The sequence below is a fragment of the Clostridium sartagoforme genome, assembly GCF_039521405.1.
Classification (GTDB): Bacteria; Bacillota; Clostridia; order Clostridiales; family Clostridiaceae; genus Clostridium; species Clostridium sartagoforme.
Genome location: NZ_BAAACH010000016.1, coordinates 219518 through 235253 on the forward strand (window position 1 = coordinate 219518; position 15736 = coordinate 235253).

Consider the following 15736-nt stretch of genomic DNA (forward strand, 5'->3'; position numbering starts at 1 on the left):
ATTTATTTTTTATTAGTTTACCAAAATAGTAGTTCATCGCCATTCAATATAGATATACCTTCAACAAAATAGTAATCTCCATATATTAATGGAACATCTAAATTAGTTTGTTCTGGGAAGTGTCCTGTTCCATTCATAATTAATCCTTCTTCCTTTTCATTATCCTTACTTGAACATTCTATATATAAAGCTTTTAGTATTTCTTCACCTGCATTCTTATATATATAATCCTCAAATTCTCCAGCATACTTAGATAGTAATAATAATCCACACGCTGCTATTGCTCCTGCTGAAGAATCTGGATATCTATATTTCTTTTCTCCATCTTCTGGAACTCTAAAATCCCAAACTGGACATTTATTATCTTGTAAGTTTGATATAAAATAATGTGCTGTTTTCTTTGCTGCATTTAATATTTTTATATCCTTTGTATATTTATAAGAAAGTGTTAATCCATATACAGCCCAAGCACATCCTCTTGCCCAAGCACTATTTGGTGCAAAGCCTTGTCCTCCAAGTTTTTCTACAACTTCTCCTGTTTCAGAATCAAACACTACCATATGTTGAACTGATCCATCTTCTCTTATAAAATGTTCTAAAACCATGTTAACGTGTCTTTTTGCAATATGTTTAAACCTCGGATCACCAGTTTCTTCTGATGCCCAATATAATAGCGGTAGATTCATCAAACAATCTATTATTGCAACGCCACTATTATCTTTTCTTCCAATCCATGCATTCCAGGCTCTAATATAATTTCCTTCTGTGTTAAATCTTGCTGATAACAAATTTGCTGCAAGTAATGCACGTCTCCTCGACTCCTTATTTCCAGTTAATTTGTAATTAGCTAAACTAGTTAGTGTCCACATGAATCCCATATCATGATCTATACATTCTGTATTAGTAAGTAAACGATCCATCTTTTCTTCACATTGTTCTGCTGTTATTTTTAATGAATCATCATTTGTTTGTGAATACACCTTCCACAATAATCCTGGCCAAAAGCCAGCAGTCCACCACTGTTCATTTTCTAATTTATATTTCCCATCATGTGATGCATGTGGAAAATTAACTCCTATTTTTCTATTATTAACTTCTGTTTTTTCTATAATAAAATTTAATGCTTCTTTTTTCCAATTATTATTCATGTTATTTACCTCTCTTTAACTATGTTATTTTTTATGAATTACTAAAATAATAAATGTATTTAAATACTATTAATCACTTATACTTTTTAATTAACTGTTGAATCCTTATCATAACTTATATAAATATTAAATTTTTCTTCCATAGATTGTACATCTTCTTTAGAAATTAGATTACTTCTATAAATAACATTTATTTGATTATAATGATTTATTACTTTTTTCTCTTCTAAAGAATACTTAAATGTATCAGGATTATATTCTAATATTAATTTATCATTATTTATTTCCCACATTATTTTGCCTTCATTAATTAATTTAGAAGGTATTGAGCTAATAAAGCCTTCATTTATTAATATGTTGTTACTGGATTTAAACTTATCTTTAATACTTAAAATATCCTTCTTATACATAACTTCTCTAATGCACGAATTTATTAATTCTTTAGGATATGCATAAGTCAGATCTAACTCAAGTTCAACATTACTACTGCTTATTTTTTTATTTAATATTTCACATTTCTCAGTTCCAACAATCTGCTCTAAGTTGTTTATAAGAGGAACTGAATGCCAATAGGACCTTGTTTGATCATATGAATATCTTTCTTCTCCAAAATATCCTGCAGTATATAATCCAGCCCCTAAATCTGTTAAAACCATATTGCCATTAACAGCCACTATAAAACTTCCTAAATCATTATGATTATGTGGTTCATCATTATTACCGCCTTTTATAGCAAAGGTTATTTTATCTTTCCTAAGTACCATCCATTGAGCATCTTCTAAAAATTCTACTGAATCAGAAGGTTTTTTATTAAATACTTCTTCTGTTGTCCACCATAAATTTCTACTTAAATGTGCCCATCTAAAGCATTGATCAAAGTCAAGTGAACTTATTTTAGTAACAAACGGAACTTTAATATTATAGTTTTTATATAAATATGATAATAATCCTGTTGCAACTGACATATTAACAGGAACATCAGAAAATGGAACGAATTTATTTTCACTAATTTGAATTATATTAGGAAAGTTAGCTATTGTTTTTACCTTATTATAATTTTCATCAAAGATTTCTCCTTTTAATGCTTTATAATAATTGTAATATCCAAATCCATAAGTCCAATATCCTACACCTTCTAGTGATGCACCATCATCTCCAAATCCTAAAAGATAGTATTTTAAAGCTTTTTCTACTTTATATATAATTTCCTTTTGCTTACTCTCATCGGCTATTAATAATCCAACTATTCCTATGCATCCAGAACATACTGCATTCCAGTTATGAGTTTGCTTTTCCCAAGTCCAAGTATTATTTAAAAATGGTTCTATAACTCTTTCATTTATTCTCTTTTTTATATGAGCTTTAAGAGATTTATCTATTTTATCTTCATGGATTATTAACAGTTCACTTAATGCTTGTGCAGTCTCTGCAGAAAATAAATCTATTATCTTATCTGGCTCTTCCGCAAATCCAACTTCATCATATTTTAAATGTGCTGCTAAGCACCAACTAAATTCATTAGATATAGACCACAATAATTCATTAAAATAATTAACGACCTTTTCTAAATCCTCTTCTTCTTCTGAATCTTTAAATTGCAAATATAATCCTAAAGCCGATAGCTGCTTACGTCTGCTAAAGTAGATATCTTCAAATTCTCTTCTAATACCATTCTTATAAAAAGACATATATGACTTATATGATATTTGTGGTATTTCTTCTTTTAATATTTCATCTACATAAATTTTTATTTCTTCTATTAATGGTTTTGTAATTTTATTTGTTGGAATTTTTTTATGAAAATATTCATACACCATATATTTCTCCTTTTTTAAATATAAAAAATTATATTTTTTCTTATACTCTAATTTTATAAAAGTACTCAAATAATAAAAATGTATAATATTTTTATTTCATTCACTTTTTGTTAAACCTTTTCAACTTTACATCTTTTATCACTGTTCACTCTTCAAAATTAAAAATAAATAGCATTTAACTATTTTAAATAAAACATTTCTTTTAAATCTATTGATATAGGACTATTATCTTCATTTGTTTCCATTATATCTGCCATATAAGTCCACCATTTTTTACAAATATCTGTACTAGCACTTTTACTCCAAAGCTCTAAATCTTTAAGTTCTATATATCCATATAGAAAATTAGTTTCTTCATCTAAAAATATAGAATAGTTTTCTCCTCCATATTTATGTATCATATCCTTCATTTCATCCCAAAGATTGTTATGTCTAATTTTATACTCTTCTGCACAACCTTCATTAAGCTTCATTTTAAAACATCTTCTATAACTCATACACAACCCCTCCTAAGTATTACCCTTATTATAAATATAATAATTTTATACTTTAATGTACTTTTTTATTATTTAATATACATATTTATAAAACTTCCTTTAGCCCTTTGTATTCTATAAAATCATATTGTATTATGATTTTATAGAATACAAAGTTATTATAAAATTTTAATATTATTATTTTAGGAGGATAGCTATGGGAAAATTTTTTAGCGTAGATAATATGCTGTTTAGATTTATGGGAAGAGTTTCAGAACTAATAATACTAAATTTTTTATGGATCTTTTCTAGTCTTCCATTATTTACTATAGGAGCTTCAACAAAAGCCCTTTATTCTGTTTCGCTTAACTTAGCAAATGAATCTGAAGGAAGTATTATAAAAGATTATTTTAAAGCTTTTAAAGATAATTTTAAAAAATCAACTATACTTTGGTTAATAATTTTAATTTCATCATTAGTTCTTGCTATCAATTCAATATTTTGGCCAAGATTCCAATCTGCTTTAGGATATTTCGCTATGATAGTAATTGCATTTTTTATTATTATTTTTCTTCTAGTTATTCCTTATGTTTTTCCAACAATAAGTAAAGCTGATATTTCTATTATTAAATCATTAAAACTATCATTTTTACTATCAATGAAACACTTACCATATAGCCTTATCATATCTTTACTTGGTATTTTATTTATTGTTATGAATCTTATTTATCCTTTTTCTATATTCTTCACAATTTTTGTTGGAATCTCACTATACTGTTACTTATCATCATATATATTTAATATGATTTTTAATAAATATCCCTCAAATAATTCTAATTTTAATAGCATTTAATGATTAATGCACAAAAATAGGTATGTGCCAAATACACATACCTATTTTTTATATTTAAATTTATATATTATTTTTAATGTAAAAGAATTGAAATTAATTCATTGTGTTTTCTTTATGACCACATTCTTCACACTTATAATATTTCTTTCCATATTGGTTGTTATCATATGCAAAATTATACTCTTTCATAATCGCCCCGCAAATTGGACAAGTTTTCTCTATATTATTCTTCAATATATTTACTCCTCTAACTTATTAACCTGTAATATTTTTGTATTTATTTAATTATTAACTCTTTAATTTCAGGAATACTATATCCCTTATTCTTTAATTCCTTAATTTCTTCAATTATTTTAACTGCATCTTCACGTTTAAATCTTCTTGTTAAATTCTCTTCTTCTTGCTCAAAAGGTATCATACCTTCTTCAGTATAGTATTTAAGTGTACTATATCTTGAATTAGTAATCTTTACAAGTTCTCCAATTGATACATATTCAGATTCTAGTATTTTTTCCATAGATCGTTGTCTAGACATTAATTATACAACTCCTTTAAATAGGATATCTTCTAAGTCGTACCCCATGAATAGGTATTCTACCTTGAATAGCTTCAGGTATAGCCTCATAAATAATATTATCTATTTTAATTAAAGGCACAGCTCCTTCACGTATAATTATATAATTGTGTCCATTTTCCTGAAGTCTTTTTTTTACATCTTCTAATCTTTGGCTTGCTTTAGGAAGCCATTCTTCTGTATCAATGAAAATAGATTGGGATCTCTCTATAATAGGAAATACAAAATTTATTCCTATTCCTGTAGGGGTTTTCATTGCATTTTTTTTCAAATTCAAAAATCCCTTTACAGCCATTTCAACTCCATGGTAAATATGAACATCATAAAGCTTTTTTATCATCTTATTATTTATAATCAATTTATGCATTCTTTTATCTACTATTTCTAAGTCTCCTTTAGAAAAAACATCTTGCATATATCCACTTTCTCTAAGAAGCCACAACATAAGCATATTTTCATCACTTAAAGTTCCATCTTCTAGAACCTCTGCCCTAAGAAATTCAATTATTTTAGAATATTCACCTATATCACTTCTATACTCTCTTAATAAAAGTCCTGCTGTTTTGTAATATATATCACAACCTAATAAACTTGGTATCTCTTCCATATGGTTATATCCCTTTAAGAAATCTGCCATAGTAACTTCAAGTTTCTTTAGATATTTATTACCTAAGTTCGACGCTTTTGATAACCACCATTTTAAATCCTCACATATAACCTCTTTCTTATTAAAAAGAGGTTTGAAAACCGCTTCCTGATATAAAGTAATATTAGGATTTTCTATATATGATTTTTTTAATAATAGTTTCTCATTAATTTCTGTAAAATCACCGTTTAAATAAGATTCTAGAACAACTGCTGCTGCAATGCAATGAAGTGATACTTTTTTAATTGTTGTCATATGAATACTATCTTGTGCATTTAACGCAATCATTGAATAACTTTGAGATAATTTCAAATTTCTCATAAATTTCCCCTCTTTTTTATAATTAATTTTCTTATAATAAGTAAATTATATGTAACTCACTTACTACTTACTACTTACTACTTACTACTTATATCATATGCTTATTATATTAATTTGTAAACAGGTTCCAGAATTTTTTCATAAAAATTTCTAGTTATTATATTATTAAATATAATATTACATTCTATGAAAAATTATTATATGTTAAAATTTTAATATCAATATATAGTTAAAATTATTATAATTTAGAGAGGTTTAAAAATGGGAATAAGAGAACGAATGCAAAATGGACAAATTTATACAGATTTAGAAGAAGGGCTCCCACAAGAACGCCTTTATGGAAAAGAGCTAGTTTATGATTATAATCTTACCCGCCCAAGTGAAGAAGATAAAAGAAATGAAATCTTGAAAAGGTTATTTGGACATGTTGGTAAAAATATATGGATTGAACCACCTTTACGAGTTGCTTATGGTAATCGTACATATATTGGAGATAACTTTTATGCTAATTTTAACCTTGTATTAGTTGACGATATTAATATATTTATAGGTAATAATGTTATGTTTGCACCAAATGTTACAATCTCCACAACTGGACATCCTGTTCATCCTGACTTAAGAAAAAATGGTGAACAATTTTCTTTTCCAGTTAAAATAGAAGACAATGTTTGGATAGGAAGTAATGTTGTTATTTTACCAGGAGTAACTATTGGAGAAAATTCTGTAATAGGTGCTGGTAGTGTTGTTACAAAAGATATCCCTAAAAATGTAGTAGCTGTAGGAAATCCCTGTAAAGTATTAAGACCTATTACTGATAGAGATAGGAAGTATTATTATAAAGACTTAAAAGTAGATGATATTTAAAATATATTCTATTGTTTTATTTAAAATTAAAAAAAATAGCTGCTATTTTTTATATTGTCAAAATTAGCTGCTATTTTTTTAATATATAAAATTTCTATATTTCTAATAAAATTTAATTAGGTAGTTGATTTTTATATTGCTCATTACTTATTTTTTCAACTTCTTCAACATAAGTATCATCATCATAATCATATTCATATTCTGAAGAATTTCTTATTTCATTAAACCTTCCAACTGATTGATAACTATCTTCTTCATCAAATCCTATTTCATCTTTATCACCATATTTTGATTTATGACCAAATGGGTGTCCAATTACACTTTCTTCTACTACTCTTTGATTAGAATTATAAGTTTTTATTGTACTAATAACATCTTCACAATCAATGCAATTTAATGCATATGGTAAAAACTCTAATCTACCTTTATCTATATCTTTCCCACAGGTTTTACATTTACCATAACTTCCCTCATCTATAGCTTTTAACGCATCATCTATCTTATCTAATAATGACATCTCATTTGCTTCAAGCGCTCTGCCTTTCTCAACTTCAAAGGTTTCACTTGCTATATCAGATGGATGATTATCATAAAATGATAATTCACTTGCAACTTCTGCATTAAACTTAGTCATCCCATTACTATCCAATTGATTAATAAGATCTGTTATTCTCTTTTTTTCTTGGTTAAGTTTGTTTTTATAATATGTTAATTCTTCTTTATTCATATAAATCATCCTTTCAAAAGTAATGCTTAATTATATTCTTCCTAAAAGATGATTTTTTAGTACATTATTTTATAGAGTTATTATTTTTCATTTTTTAATTTTCTTACTTTTATTTCTGCAAAAGTTGGATAAAAACCTGCCTTTAATGCAACTTTCTGTGAAATTATATGAGATTCGATAGTACCATAAAAAGGTATCTTTCCTCTTCTTAATATTTCATTTTTTAAAGCTTGTACTATTATACTTCCAATCTTTTTACCCTTAGCTACTGGTAAAACATTTACCCCAATTTGCCACATAATATCTGAATCCTCACTAGCACCTGCCATACCTAAAATATTTCCATTATCATCTATAGCTGCAACTGCTAATGTATCCGGATAATTATTATTAAAAGCAAAGGCTTCATCAAATCTATCATCACCTTTAAATTGAAATATATCATCTTTTTCATACCATTTTAATTTAAAGTCATTAATATCTATATTGTTAGTATTGTTTGGTAAATAATAGTGATGTGTATTTTCTATTTCATAACCAAATTCATTTAACTTTTTATCTATTCTTCTTAGAACTGAATATAAAAACATCCATTCTCCAGGAATTTTAGATAAGTTTTCAATACACCAATCCTTAATACAATTATCTGCAGATATAACTGCCTTTCCATTAATTATAAGTATCTTTAATATTTCCTTATCATTACTATATTTTCTTCTACCTTCCATTATCTTAAGTTCTGTAATTAGATTTTCATTATTATTATTAAACTCTTCATTCTTGCAATTATAATCCTTTGCAAGTTGTTCTTTTACTTTAAATAAAACATTATTATCTTCCATATATTCTCTACTCCTTAATTTTAAGCTATAAATTTTTAAATTATATAAAATATTAACAGTTCTATCTTATCTATATGATATTATTATACACTTATCAAGTATTATTAAAAATATTAGGTTTTTAAATACTTCTTCTTATTTGGTAGTATTTGATATCATATGACATTCTAAGATACCTCTTGTGATCCTATGCCATAATATGATGTTATATAACTTTGACATTGCTCCTTATTAAGCATATACTAAGGATACAAGTTAGAAAAACTTGTATGTATTTAATATCGCGGGATGGAGCAGTTGGCAGCTCGTTGGGCTCATAACCCAAAGGTCGTAGGTTCAAGTCCTGCTCCCGCAACCAAAACCTTACTCTTACTGTAGGGTTTTTTGTTATTTAAAAATTATTATTATGAAGGAAGGTACATATTTAATGAATTATAAAGCTTTTGAAAATAAATTTGATGTTAAAGGGCATATTGCTTATGCCACTGTTTTAAAAAAAGATGGAAGTGAATTAGTTTTCCAAATAGATACTGATGATGTTGAAAGAATTAAATCTATGGGAACTTGGTTTGCTGAATGGCATAAAGACTTTAATGCCTATACAATTCAAAATATCCGTAAATCAAAAGGTACAAAACCTGTTAAGCAAAGTCTTCAAACAGCTGTTTTAAATACTAATCCTAAAGCTCCTGTTAAACATATTAATGGAAATATGCTAGATAACAGAAAAGTGAATTTAGAAATAGTATCAAGATCTCAGCAAAATCAATATGAAAAATTTGATGATAATACAATAGCTATCATCTTAACTAATAAATATGGCATCCCACATTCTAGAGCATTAATTTCTTATGAAGATTTAAATAATGTTATTACCGAAGATTTAAGTTGGGTTGAATATAAGAAAAATGGAGTTGTAATGGTTGTTGCAAATACTCCTCAAGGAAGAATTCATTTAGATAAGTTTATAATGAATCCTAATGAATCTGAAGTCGTACATCACATAAACCTAAATCCTCTAGATTGTAGACGTAACAACTTAGAAAACAAAGTAATAGAATAGTATTATAAAGAAAAGTTCAGTATTCGTTACTGAACTTTTCTCATCTTATTATTTATATAGATATAAAAAACTAACTTTAGGATCTTCACTTGCTTTATACATTCACAAAATATTTTCTTTAATCTATAGAAGTCATTTCTACTCCATTTTGATAATTTTTATCTTTTTTTCTTTATTAAAATTAATCCCAAAGCTAAAATTATACTTGATATTCCTATTGATGTATTAACTGTTTCATTTCCTGTGTCAGGTAGAGTTCCTGATTTTTCCAAATTTTGTCCTGAGTTCTTTGGATTCTCTCCTGGGTTTTCCCCTAGGTTTTCTCCTGGATTCTCTCCTGGGTTTTCTCCTGGGTTTTCCCCTGGGTTTTCTCCTGGATTTTCCCCTGGATTTTCTCCTGGATTTTCCCCTGGATTCTCTCCTGGATTTTCTTCAGCCCCTTTTACCTTTAGTACTACATTATCTATATATACTTCATGTGAAGAATATTCAGCAAATTTACCTAATAGGAAATTTAACTCTACAATTTCACTTCCTGTAGCTTTAAAGGTATTCTCGTATTTTTTCACTTCAGGTGATACCGATATTTTATCCTCAAATACTCTATAATATCCTGAGTTCTGTACTACTACTTCTAATTCCCTATCTATGTTGGATCTTATATCAAAAGATATTTCATATTCTATATCTTTAGTCAATGGTAAATTGGTTTGTCTAAATTGTACTGCCCATGTTTCTATTCCATTGTTTTTAAGTTCTGGTATTGGTATTATGGCTTCGCCATTTTCTACTTTTACATCAGAAATAAAATTATCATTCTTAATCCAATTCCATGCTTTCCAACCTTCAAGCCCATTATCAAACTTTCCATTACTTAATGGGAATTTAACTACATTATCTTCAGGATTTTCTTCCACGGCTCCTTCAACTTTTAATACTACATTATCTATAGATACTTCATGAGTATTATAATCTCCAAATTTACCTAATAAAAAGTTTAATTCAACAGCTTCGGTTCCTGTTGCTTTAAATGTATATTTGTGTTCCTTCACTTCAGGAGATACTGATATTTTCTTTTCAAAAACTCTATAGTATCCTGAATTTTGTAATACAACTTCTAACTCTCTATCTATACTTGAGCTTATATTAAAAGAAAGTTCATATTCTATATCTTTATTTAATAATAAATCTGTTTGTTTAAACTGTACTCCCCAGGTTTGAGAAGCATCTCCTGTTTCACCTACTTTAGGCACTTCTATAACAGCTTTTCCATCTTTTACTTTAATATCATTTATAAAATCATCATTTTTTTCCCAATTCCAAGCTTTCCATTCTTCAAGTCCATTTTTGAAATCACCATTTTTTATTAAGAATTTTTCTATATCCTTAGGTGGTTCATGTAATCCATCACATTTAAGTTCTATATTATCAATGCTTATTTGAGATTCAATTCCTCCTAATAAAAATTCTATTGTTCCATTATTATCTATACCGCTAGTATTAAATTTAAATTCTAAATTATACTCTTTCAATTCCTTTTCTAATGATATTGTTTTTTCTAATACATTATCACCATTACTATCTTTCATTACTAATTTTACATCTCTATCTTTATCTGCTCTTGCATTAAAAGTTAAAGTATGGTTTGCTTCTCCAACTAGCATTATTCCTTTTTGATTTAAAACTACATCTTCATAATTATTAGTATTATTTTTTACATCTATACATAAGTTTCTACTACTCTCAGGAACAAAATAGTTTGCATCACCTGATAAGTTCCAATAAGTTTTTCTATCAACTAACCCCTTATCAAAAGTCCCGTTATAAATATGATTACCGTCACTTAATGGCTTTTTAGGTGCATTATAATCTATGCTTTCTTCAAACTCTTCAACTTTTACATTTCCTATCCATACAGATGGGTTAGAAGTTCCAACATTAAACTCTAGTCTTGCTTTTACATCTGAGTTTTGTGCCATTGTAAATACATGTTCAAAATGACTTACATCATTTGTTAATGAATCTGAATAAACATTAGAATATGTTGTCCACCCTCTTTCTTCTCCTCCCGATGCTTTAACAGAAATATTTCTGTTAGAAGAAGCTTTAGCATCATACGATAGTTTATAAGTCCTTCCTTTTGCTAAAGTTATATATTGAATTAACTGAATCGAATGAACTTCTGATCCTGGTTTACTAATATCTACTTTAGCAAAGGTAGTATTATCTAATTTATCTGTAGATATAGATGCTTCTCCACCAAATTGCTTTAGAGTTAATAAGTTCCATGTATTGGAAAAAGCTTCATCTCCATTTATTATTTTATTAAATCCATTCTCATAATTTGTATCGTATATATAATTACCATCTATAGCTTCCTTTGAGCCTTCCGGCAATTCACCTTTTTCTATGTTTGGTTCTTTAGGGTCTTTGTATTCATATCCATCAGCTTTATCATATACTCTTACATAATCAACTAGCATTTCAGCTGAACTAAAATCATTTTCTGGAAGTATGCCTCCATCATAATTCCCACCAATTGCTAAATTTAAAATAATATAAAAGTCTTGATCAAATGGCGCTGGAAAAGAATATTTAAGATCTTCATTTTTGCCGTAAGTATTCCAATTATCTTGTACTTGATATAATTCATTATCAACATACCATCTAATTTCTCCTGGCTCCCATTCAATTGCATAATCATGAAAATCTGTTATATCTGTACCTTCTTCAAATCTATAATGAGATCCACTATATCTATTATTTGGCCATATTCCTCCATAATGTATTGTTCCATTAACCTCATTAGGAATTCTTCCTTTTGCCTCCATTATATCTATTTCTCCAGAAGCTGCCCATACACCATACTTATCATCATTAGGCATCATCCAAAAGGCCGGCCATATTCCATTTCCTTTTGGCATTTTAATTCTAGCTTCTATCCTTCCATATTTAGCAGTTACTTTATCTTCTGTTTTAATTCTTGTTGATGTGTAATTACAATTATCGTACTTCTCTTTTTCTTTATCCACCTTTTTTGCAGTAATTACTAAATTTCCATCCTTTATAGAAAGATTTTCTCCTTGAGTATAATATTGAGCTTCATTATTTCCCCACCCTTGTGATACTTTATTCCCATTTTCATCTAATATCCAATTGCCTATCTCATAGGTCCAATTGTCCATATTTAAGCTATCTTCATTAAATTCATCTGACCATTTTAATTTCCACTTTTCACTTTGGTTATTTTCTTCTGAAATAGTTTCTGCAAAAACAATTTTGAAATTACTTAATAATACACTTAGAGCTAAGGCTCCAACTAAGTATCTTCTAATTTTCTTTTTTGATTTCTCCATTATTTTACTACTCCCATCCTCAATTCTCTTTTATTTTTAAAATACTATCATACATATGTTAATTTATTTCTTATAATTACCTCCTTCCAATTTTATCTTAATCTATCTTTTGTATATTAAATATCATCTTCGAAACCAGTTTCGAAAAAATTTAAAAAATATATTAAATCCAAATATATTAAATCCAAATATATTTTCGAAACCGATTTAGTTTTTATCTTTAATTAGGTAACTGTTTACATTTATATTATATATTCTATATTTTTTATTGTAAATGCTTTTTAAAAATTATTTACTTTTTTTGTAAATTAAAAATCCATAGCCAATTTAAATATATTCTATGGATTTTTATGCTATATTACAAAATTAATATTTTATAAACACTCTTATATTAATCTAAATGAACTCTCGATTCTAGTAAATTCATTATTTCTATATCATCTAACTTTTCAAGCTTTAACAATTCATTATATGGATTTCCTTTTAAGTTTAGAATTTTAGCAAATGCAGGTTCTGTCTTTAAACCATTTTCTTTCAAATCAATAATCTTTTTCTTTAATAAATCTCCCCCTAAATTTAATATTCTATCTTCAATTATCATATGTTTATATCCATTTTGTTCTGTAGATTTTATGTTTTGTGCATATAGCTCTATTTCAAAATCATCTATAAGAAAATTAACTGTTAAAACTTCATCATTTACTTTATTTATCTTAAATTTATTAAAACTTGAAAATTTCTTCAGAATTAATTGCTCAAATTCATTTATATTATATACTTCACAAATAATGTCTAAATCACTACCATAAATGTCAATTTCTATTGGTATAGTTCCTACTAAAATTGGATTATACTTTTTTAGTATATTAAATATTTTTATATTAGTTAATAATTTAAAAGCTTTTTGTTGTTTCTTATTTCCAAATTGTAAATAATCAAGGTTCATAAAATTCTTTTTCATATTCTTATGCTGCCTTTTCTATAAATTTAACTTTCAATTGTTTTATCTAAGTATTGTTCTATTTCATTAAGAGGAACACCTAACTCATATAGTGAGTAACTAACCATAGGTATATTACTATATACTCCCCCATTATAATCACTAGCATAATCTTTATACTTATTAAAAAAATCTTTAAACATAACCCATAGTATTGAAAAATATTATCAATTATATTTTGTCATACCAGTAATACTTGTCAATAAATCAGCGTTTATAATTACTCTTTAATGCCAAAAGCTATCCAATATTTGTTAATTTACTGTCAAAAAGAGCTAGCAACAAGCTAACTCTTAAAAATTTTTTATACTATTTTAGTTGTCCAATCCTCACAGTTCCATATTTCTGTAACTACATCTCTATAAAACTCTGGTTCGTGGGATACAAGTAAAATTGAGCCCTTATATTCTTTTAATGCTCTTTTTAATTCATCTTTTGCATCTACATCTAAGTGATTGGTAGGTTCGTCTAGGATTAGTATATTGGTTTCTGTATTTAATATTTTACATAATCTAACTTTTGCAGCTTCTCCACCTGATAATACCATTATCTTTGATTCTAATTGCTTTGTTGTTAATCCACATTTAGCAAGTGCTGCTCTTATTTCGTATTGTGTTTTACTTGGGAACTCTTGCCATACCTCTTCTATGCATGTATTTGTATTTCCACTTCTATCTTCTTGTTCAAAATAACCTATATGCTGATAGTCTCCTCTATGAACTTTTCCTGATAGTGGCTGTTGTATTCCTAGCAAGCTTTTAAGTAATGTTGATTTACCAAGTCCGTTTGCTCCAACTAAAGCTATTTTTTGTCCTCTTTCCATATAAAGGTTTAATGGTTTTGTAAGAGGTGAATCATATCCTATAACTAAATCTTCTGTTTCAAATATTGTTTTTCCAGCTGTTCTTGCTATTTTAAAGCTGAATTCTGGTTTTGGTTTTTCTTTTGAAAGCTCTATTACTTCCATTTTATCAAGCTTCTTTTGTCTTGATTTAGCCATATTAGCTGTTGCAACATTTGCTTTATTTCTTGCAACGAAATCTTCTAATCTTGCTATTTCTTTTTGTTGCTTTTCATATGCCGCTTCTAATCTTTTCTTACTTTCTTCATATAATCTTTTAAATTCATAATAATCTCCAACGTATCTTGTTAACTTCCTTTCCTCAACATGATATATTAAATTAACTACTGAATTTAAAAATGGTATATCATGAGATATTAATATAAATGCATTTTCATAATTATTTAAATATCTCTTAAGCCATTCTATATGTTCTTCGTCTAAGTAGTTGGTAGGCTCATCTAGAAGTAATATATCTGGATTTTGAAGCAATAACTTTCCAAGTAGTATTTTTGTTCTTTGTCCACCTGATAAATCATCAACATCTTTATCTAAGCCTAAATCTAATAATCCAAGTCCCTTTGCTACTTCTTCTACCTTTGCATCTATTATGTAAAATCCATTATGGTCTAATAAATCTTGAATTACTGCTGTTCTTTCAAGCATCTTCTCTAATTCTTCTGGAGTACAATCCCCCATTTTTTCATATAAAGAATTCATTTCTGTTTCTAAATCAAATAAGTATCTAAATGCATCTCTTAAAGCATCTCTTATGCTTTGGCCTTTTAGTAAAGCTGCATGTTGATCCATATATCCAACTCTAACATTGTTTGACCAAATAACTTTTCCTTCATCAGGCATAAGCTTATTTGTAACTATATTCATAAAAGTTGATTTTCCTTCACCATTAGCTCCAATTAAACCAACGTGTTCTCCCTTTAATAATCTAAATGATACATCTTCAAAAATAGCTCTATCTCCAAAGCCATGACTAATATTTTTAACTGTTAAAACGCTCATTTCATCCTCCTGAGTATTCTATATTAAAATTATAATAAATCTTAATTTCATTTTTACGCACTTAAATATTATAAACTATAATATTATAAAACTCCATAAGAAAAAGGACATATGTAAGTTTTATTAAAGAATAAAAAAAAATAGACAATTGAAAGTTTCAGTTAACAAAGTTTATTACTTAGCTTTGT

General features: G+C 27.3%; 15 protein-coding genes and 1 tRNA gene. 4 read left to right on the forward strand and 12 right to left on the reverse strand.

Features of this window, described 5'->3' with window-relative positions; translation table 11 throughout:
- Positions 1-17: 17 nt before the first annotated feature.
- The 3 genes from ABDZ60_RS08525 to rhaM all read right to left on the reverse strand — a co-directional run bounded on the left by ABDZ60_RS08525 (position 18) and on the right by rhaM (position 3462).
- Complete coding sequence (locus ABDZ60_RS08525; RefSeq protein WP_016208280.1) at positions 18-1148, reverse strand: glycoside hydrolase family 88 protein; 1131 nt, start codon at positions 1146-1148, stop codon at positions 18-20.
- Between the two features lie 86 nt (positions 1149-1234).
- Positions 1235-2965: a heparinase II/III domain-containing protein gene (locus tag ABDZ60_RS08530; protein ID WP_047001054.1), complete on the reverse strand. Its 1731-nt coding sequence runs from the start codon at positions 2963-2965 to the stop codon at positions 1235-1237.
- A gap of 179 nt (positions 2966-3144) precedes the next feature.
- A complete protein-coding gene (gene rhaM, locus ABDZ60_RS08535) occupies positions 3145-3462 on the reverse strand; it encodes an L-rhamnose mutarotase (RefSeq protein WP_016208282.1) in 318 nt (105 codons plus the stop codon).
- Positions 3463-3658: 196 nt separating this feature from the next.
- On the opposite strand from rhaM, the gene ABDZ60_RS08540 reads away from it, so the two are divergent.
- Positions 3659-4294, forward strand: a complete 636-nt coding sequence (locus ABDZ60_RS08540) for a YesL family protein (protein WP_016208283.1) — start codon at positions 3659-3661, stop codon at positions 4292-4294.
- Positions 4295-4387: 93 nt separating this feature from the next.
- Here the strand turns inward: ABDZ60_RS08540 and ABDZ60_RS08545 are convergent, their stop codons facing one another.
- The 3 genes from ABDZ60_RS08545 to ABDZ60_RS08555 are packed head-to-tail and all read right to left on the reverse strand — an operon-like array spanning position 4388 to position 5835.
- Positions 4388-4528, reverse strand: a complete 141-nt coding sequence (locus tag ABDZ60_RS08545; protein WP_016208284.1) for a hypothetical protein — start codon at positions 4526-4528, stop codon at positions 4388-4390.
- Between the two features lie 43 nt (positions 4529-4571).
- Entirely contained in the window at positions 4572-4829 is a 258-nt protein-coding gene (locus ABDZ60_RS08550; RefSeq protein ID WP_016208285.1) for a helix-turn-helix domain-containing protein, read from the reverse strand.
- 16 nt (positions 4830-4845) lie between these two features.
- On the reverse strand, positions 4846-5835 hold the full coding sequence (locus ABDZ60_RS08555) for a hypothetical protein (RefSeq protein WP_016208286.1): 990 nt from the start codon (positions 5833-5835) through the stop codon (positions 4846-4848).
- A gap of 261 nt (positions 5836-6096) precedes the next feature.
- Between ABDZ60_RS08555 and ABDZ60_RS08560 the strand changes: the two genes are divergently transcribed.
- Positions 6097-6699 (forward strand): DapH/DapD/GlmU-related protein, encoded by a 603-nt coding sequence (locus ABDZ60_RS08560; protein WP_016208287.1) that lies wholly within the window; start codon positions 6097-6099, stop codon positions 6697-6699.
- 112 nt (positions 6700-6811) lie between these two features.
- On the opposite strand, the gene ABDZ60_RS08565 is transcribed toward ABDZ60_RS08560, so the two are convergent.
- Positions 6812-7426 carry a TraR/DksA C4-type zinc finger protein gene (locus ABDZ60_RS08565; RefSeq protein WP_343777499.1) on the reverse strand — a complete coding sequence of 205 codons (615 nt, stop codon included), beginning with the start codon at positions 7424-7426 and terminating at the stop codon, positions 6812-6814.
- A gap of 80 nt (positions 7427-7506) precedes the next feature.
- The gene (locus ABDZ60_RS08570; RefSeq protein ID WP_343777501.1) at positions 7507-8268 is read right to left on the reverse strand and encodes a GNAT family N-acetyltransferase; all 762 of its coding nucleotides are present in this window, start codon (positions 8266-8268) and stop codon (positions 7507-7509) included.
- A gap of 282 nt (positions 8269-8550) precedes the next feature.
- Here ABDZ60_RS08570 and ABDZ60_RS08575 point away from each other — a divergent pair.
- Both ABDZ60_RS08575 and ABDZ60_RS08580 read left to right on the forward strand, forming a co-directional pair.
- Positions 8551-8626: transfer RNA gene (locus ABDZ60_RS08575), tRNA-Met, on the forward strand.
- A 69-nt stretch (positions 8627-8695) separates the two neighbouring features.
- A complete protein-coding gene (locus ABDZ60_RS08580; RefSeq protein WP_016208290.1) occupies positions 8696-9331 on the forward strand; it encodes a hypothetical protein in 636 nt (211 codons plus the stop codon).
- A 158-nt stretch (positions 9332-9489) separates the two neighbouring features.
- On the opposite strand, the gene ABDZ60_RS08585 is transcribed toward ABDZ60_RS08580, so the two are convergent.
- The 4 genes from ABDZ60_RS08585 to ABDZ60_RS08600 all read right to left on the reverse strand — a co-directional run bounded on the left by ABDZ60_RS08585 (position 9490) and on the right by ABDZ60_RS08600 (position 15548).
- Complete coding sequence (locus ABDZ60_RS08585) at positions 9490-12687, reverse strand: carbohydrate binding domain-containing protein (protein WP_343777504.1); 3198 nt, start codon at positions 12685-12687, stop codon at positions 9490-9492.
- Between the two features lie 391 nt (positions 12688-13078).
- Positions 13079-13648 carry a DUF4269 domain-containing protein gene (locus ABDZ60_RS08590; RefSeq protein WP_343777506.1) on the reverse strand — a complete coding sequence of 190 codons (570 nt, stop codon included), beginning with the start codon at positions 13646-13648 and terminating at the stop codon, positions 13079-13081.
- Between the two features lie 26 nt (positions 13649-13674).
- Positions 13675-13830: a hypothetical protein gene (locus ABDZ60_RS08595; protein ID WP_157453671.1), complete on the reverse strand. Its 156-nt coding sequence runs from the start codon at positions 13828-13830 to the stop codon at positions 13675-13677.
- Between the two features lie 161 nt (positions 13831-13991).
- Entirely contained in the window at positions 13992-15548 is a 1557-nt protein-coding gene (locus tag ABDZ60_RS08600; RefSeq protein ID WP_343777508.1) for an ABC-F family ATP-binding cassette domain-containing protein, read from the reverse strand.
- Positions 15549-15736 lie beyond the last annotated feature (188 nt).

Coding starts and splice junctions, on each gene's coding strand:
- ABDZ60_RS08525 (WP_016208280.1), bottom strand. CDS start 1,148: ATGAATAATAATTGGAAAAAAGAAGCATTAAATTTTATTATAGAAAAA.
- ABDZ60_RS08530 (WP_047001054.1), bottom strand. CDS start 2,965: ATGGTGTATGAATATTTTCATAAAAAAATTCCAACAAATAAAATTACA.
- rhaM (WP_016208282.1), bottom strand. CDS start 3,462: ATGAGTTATAGAAGATGTTTTAAAATGAAGCTTAATGAAGGTTGTGCA.
- ABDZ60_RS08540 (WP_016208283.1), top strand. CDS start 3,659: ATGGGAAAATTTTTTAGCGTAGATAATATGCTGTTTAGATTTATGGGA.
- ABDZ60_RS08550 (WP_016208285.1), bottom strand. CDS start 4,829: ATGTCTAGACAACGATCTATGGAAAAAATACTAGAATCTGAATATGTA.
- ABDZ60_RS08555 (WP_016208286.1), bottom strand. CDS start 5,835: ATGAGAAATTTGAAATTATCTCAAAGTTATTCAATGATTGCGTTAAAT.
- ABDZ60_RS08560 (WP_016208287.1), top strand. CDS start 6,097: ATGGGAATAAGAGAACGAATGCAAAATGGACAAATTTATACAGATTTA.
- ABDZ60_RS08565 (WP_343777499.1), bottom strand. CDS start 7,426: ATGAATAAAGAAGAATTAACATATTATAAAAACAAACTTAACCAAGAA.
- ABDZ60_RS08570 (WP_343777501.1), bottom strand. CDS start 8,268: ATGGAAGATAATAATGTTTTATTTAAAGTAAAAGAACAACTTGCAAAG.
- ABDZ60_RS08580 (WP_016208290.1), top strand. CDS start 8,696: ATGAATTATAAAGCTTTTGAAAATAAATTTGATGTTAAAGGGCATATT.
- ABDZ60_RS08585 (WP_343777504.1), bottom strand. CDS start 12,687: ATGGAGAAATCAAAAAAGAAAATTAGAAGATACTTAGTTGGAGCCTTA.
- ABDZ60_RS08590 (WP_343777506.1), bottom strand. CDS start 13,648: ATGAAAAAGAATTTTATGAACCTTGATTATTTACAATTTGGAAATAAG.
- ABDZ60_RS08595 (WP_157453671.1), bottom strand. CDS start 13,830: ATGTTTAAAGATTTTTTTAATAAGTATAAAGATTATGCTAGTGATTAT.
- ABDZ60_RS08600 (WP_343777508.1), bottom strand. CDS start 15,548: ATGAGCGTTTTAACAGTTAAAAATATTAGTCATGGCTTTGGAGATAGA.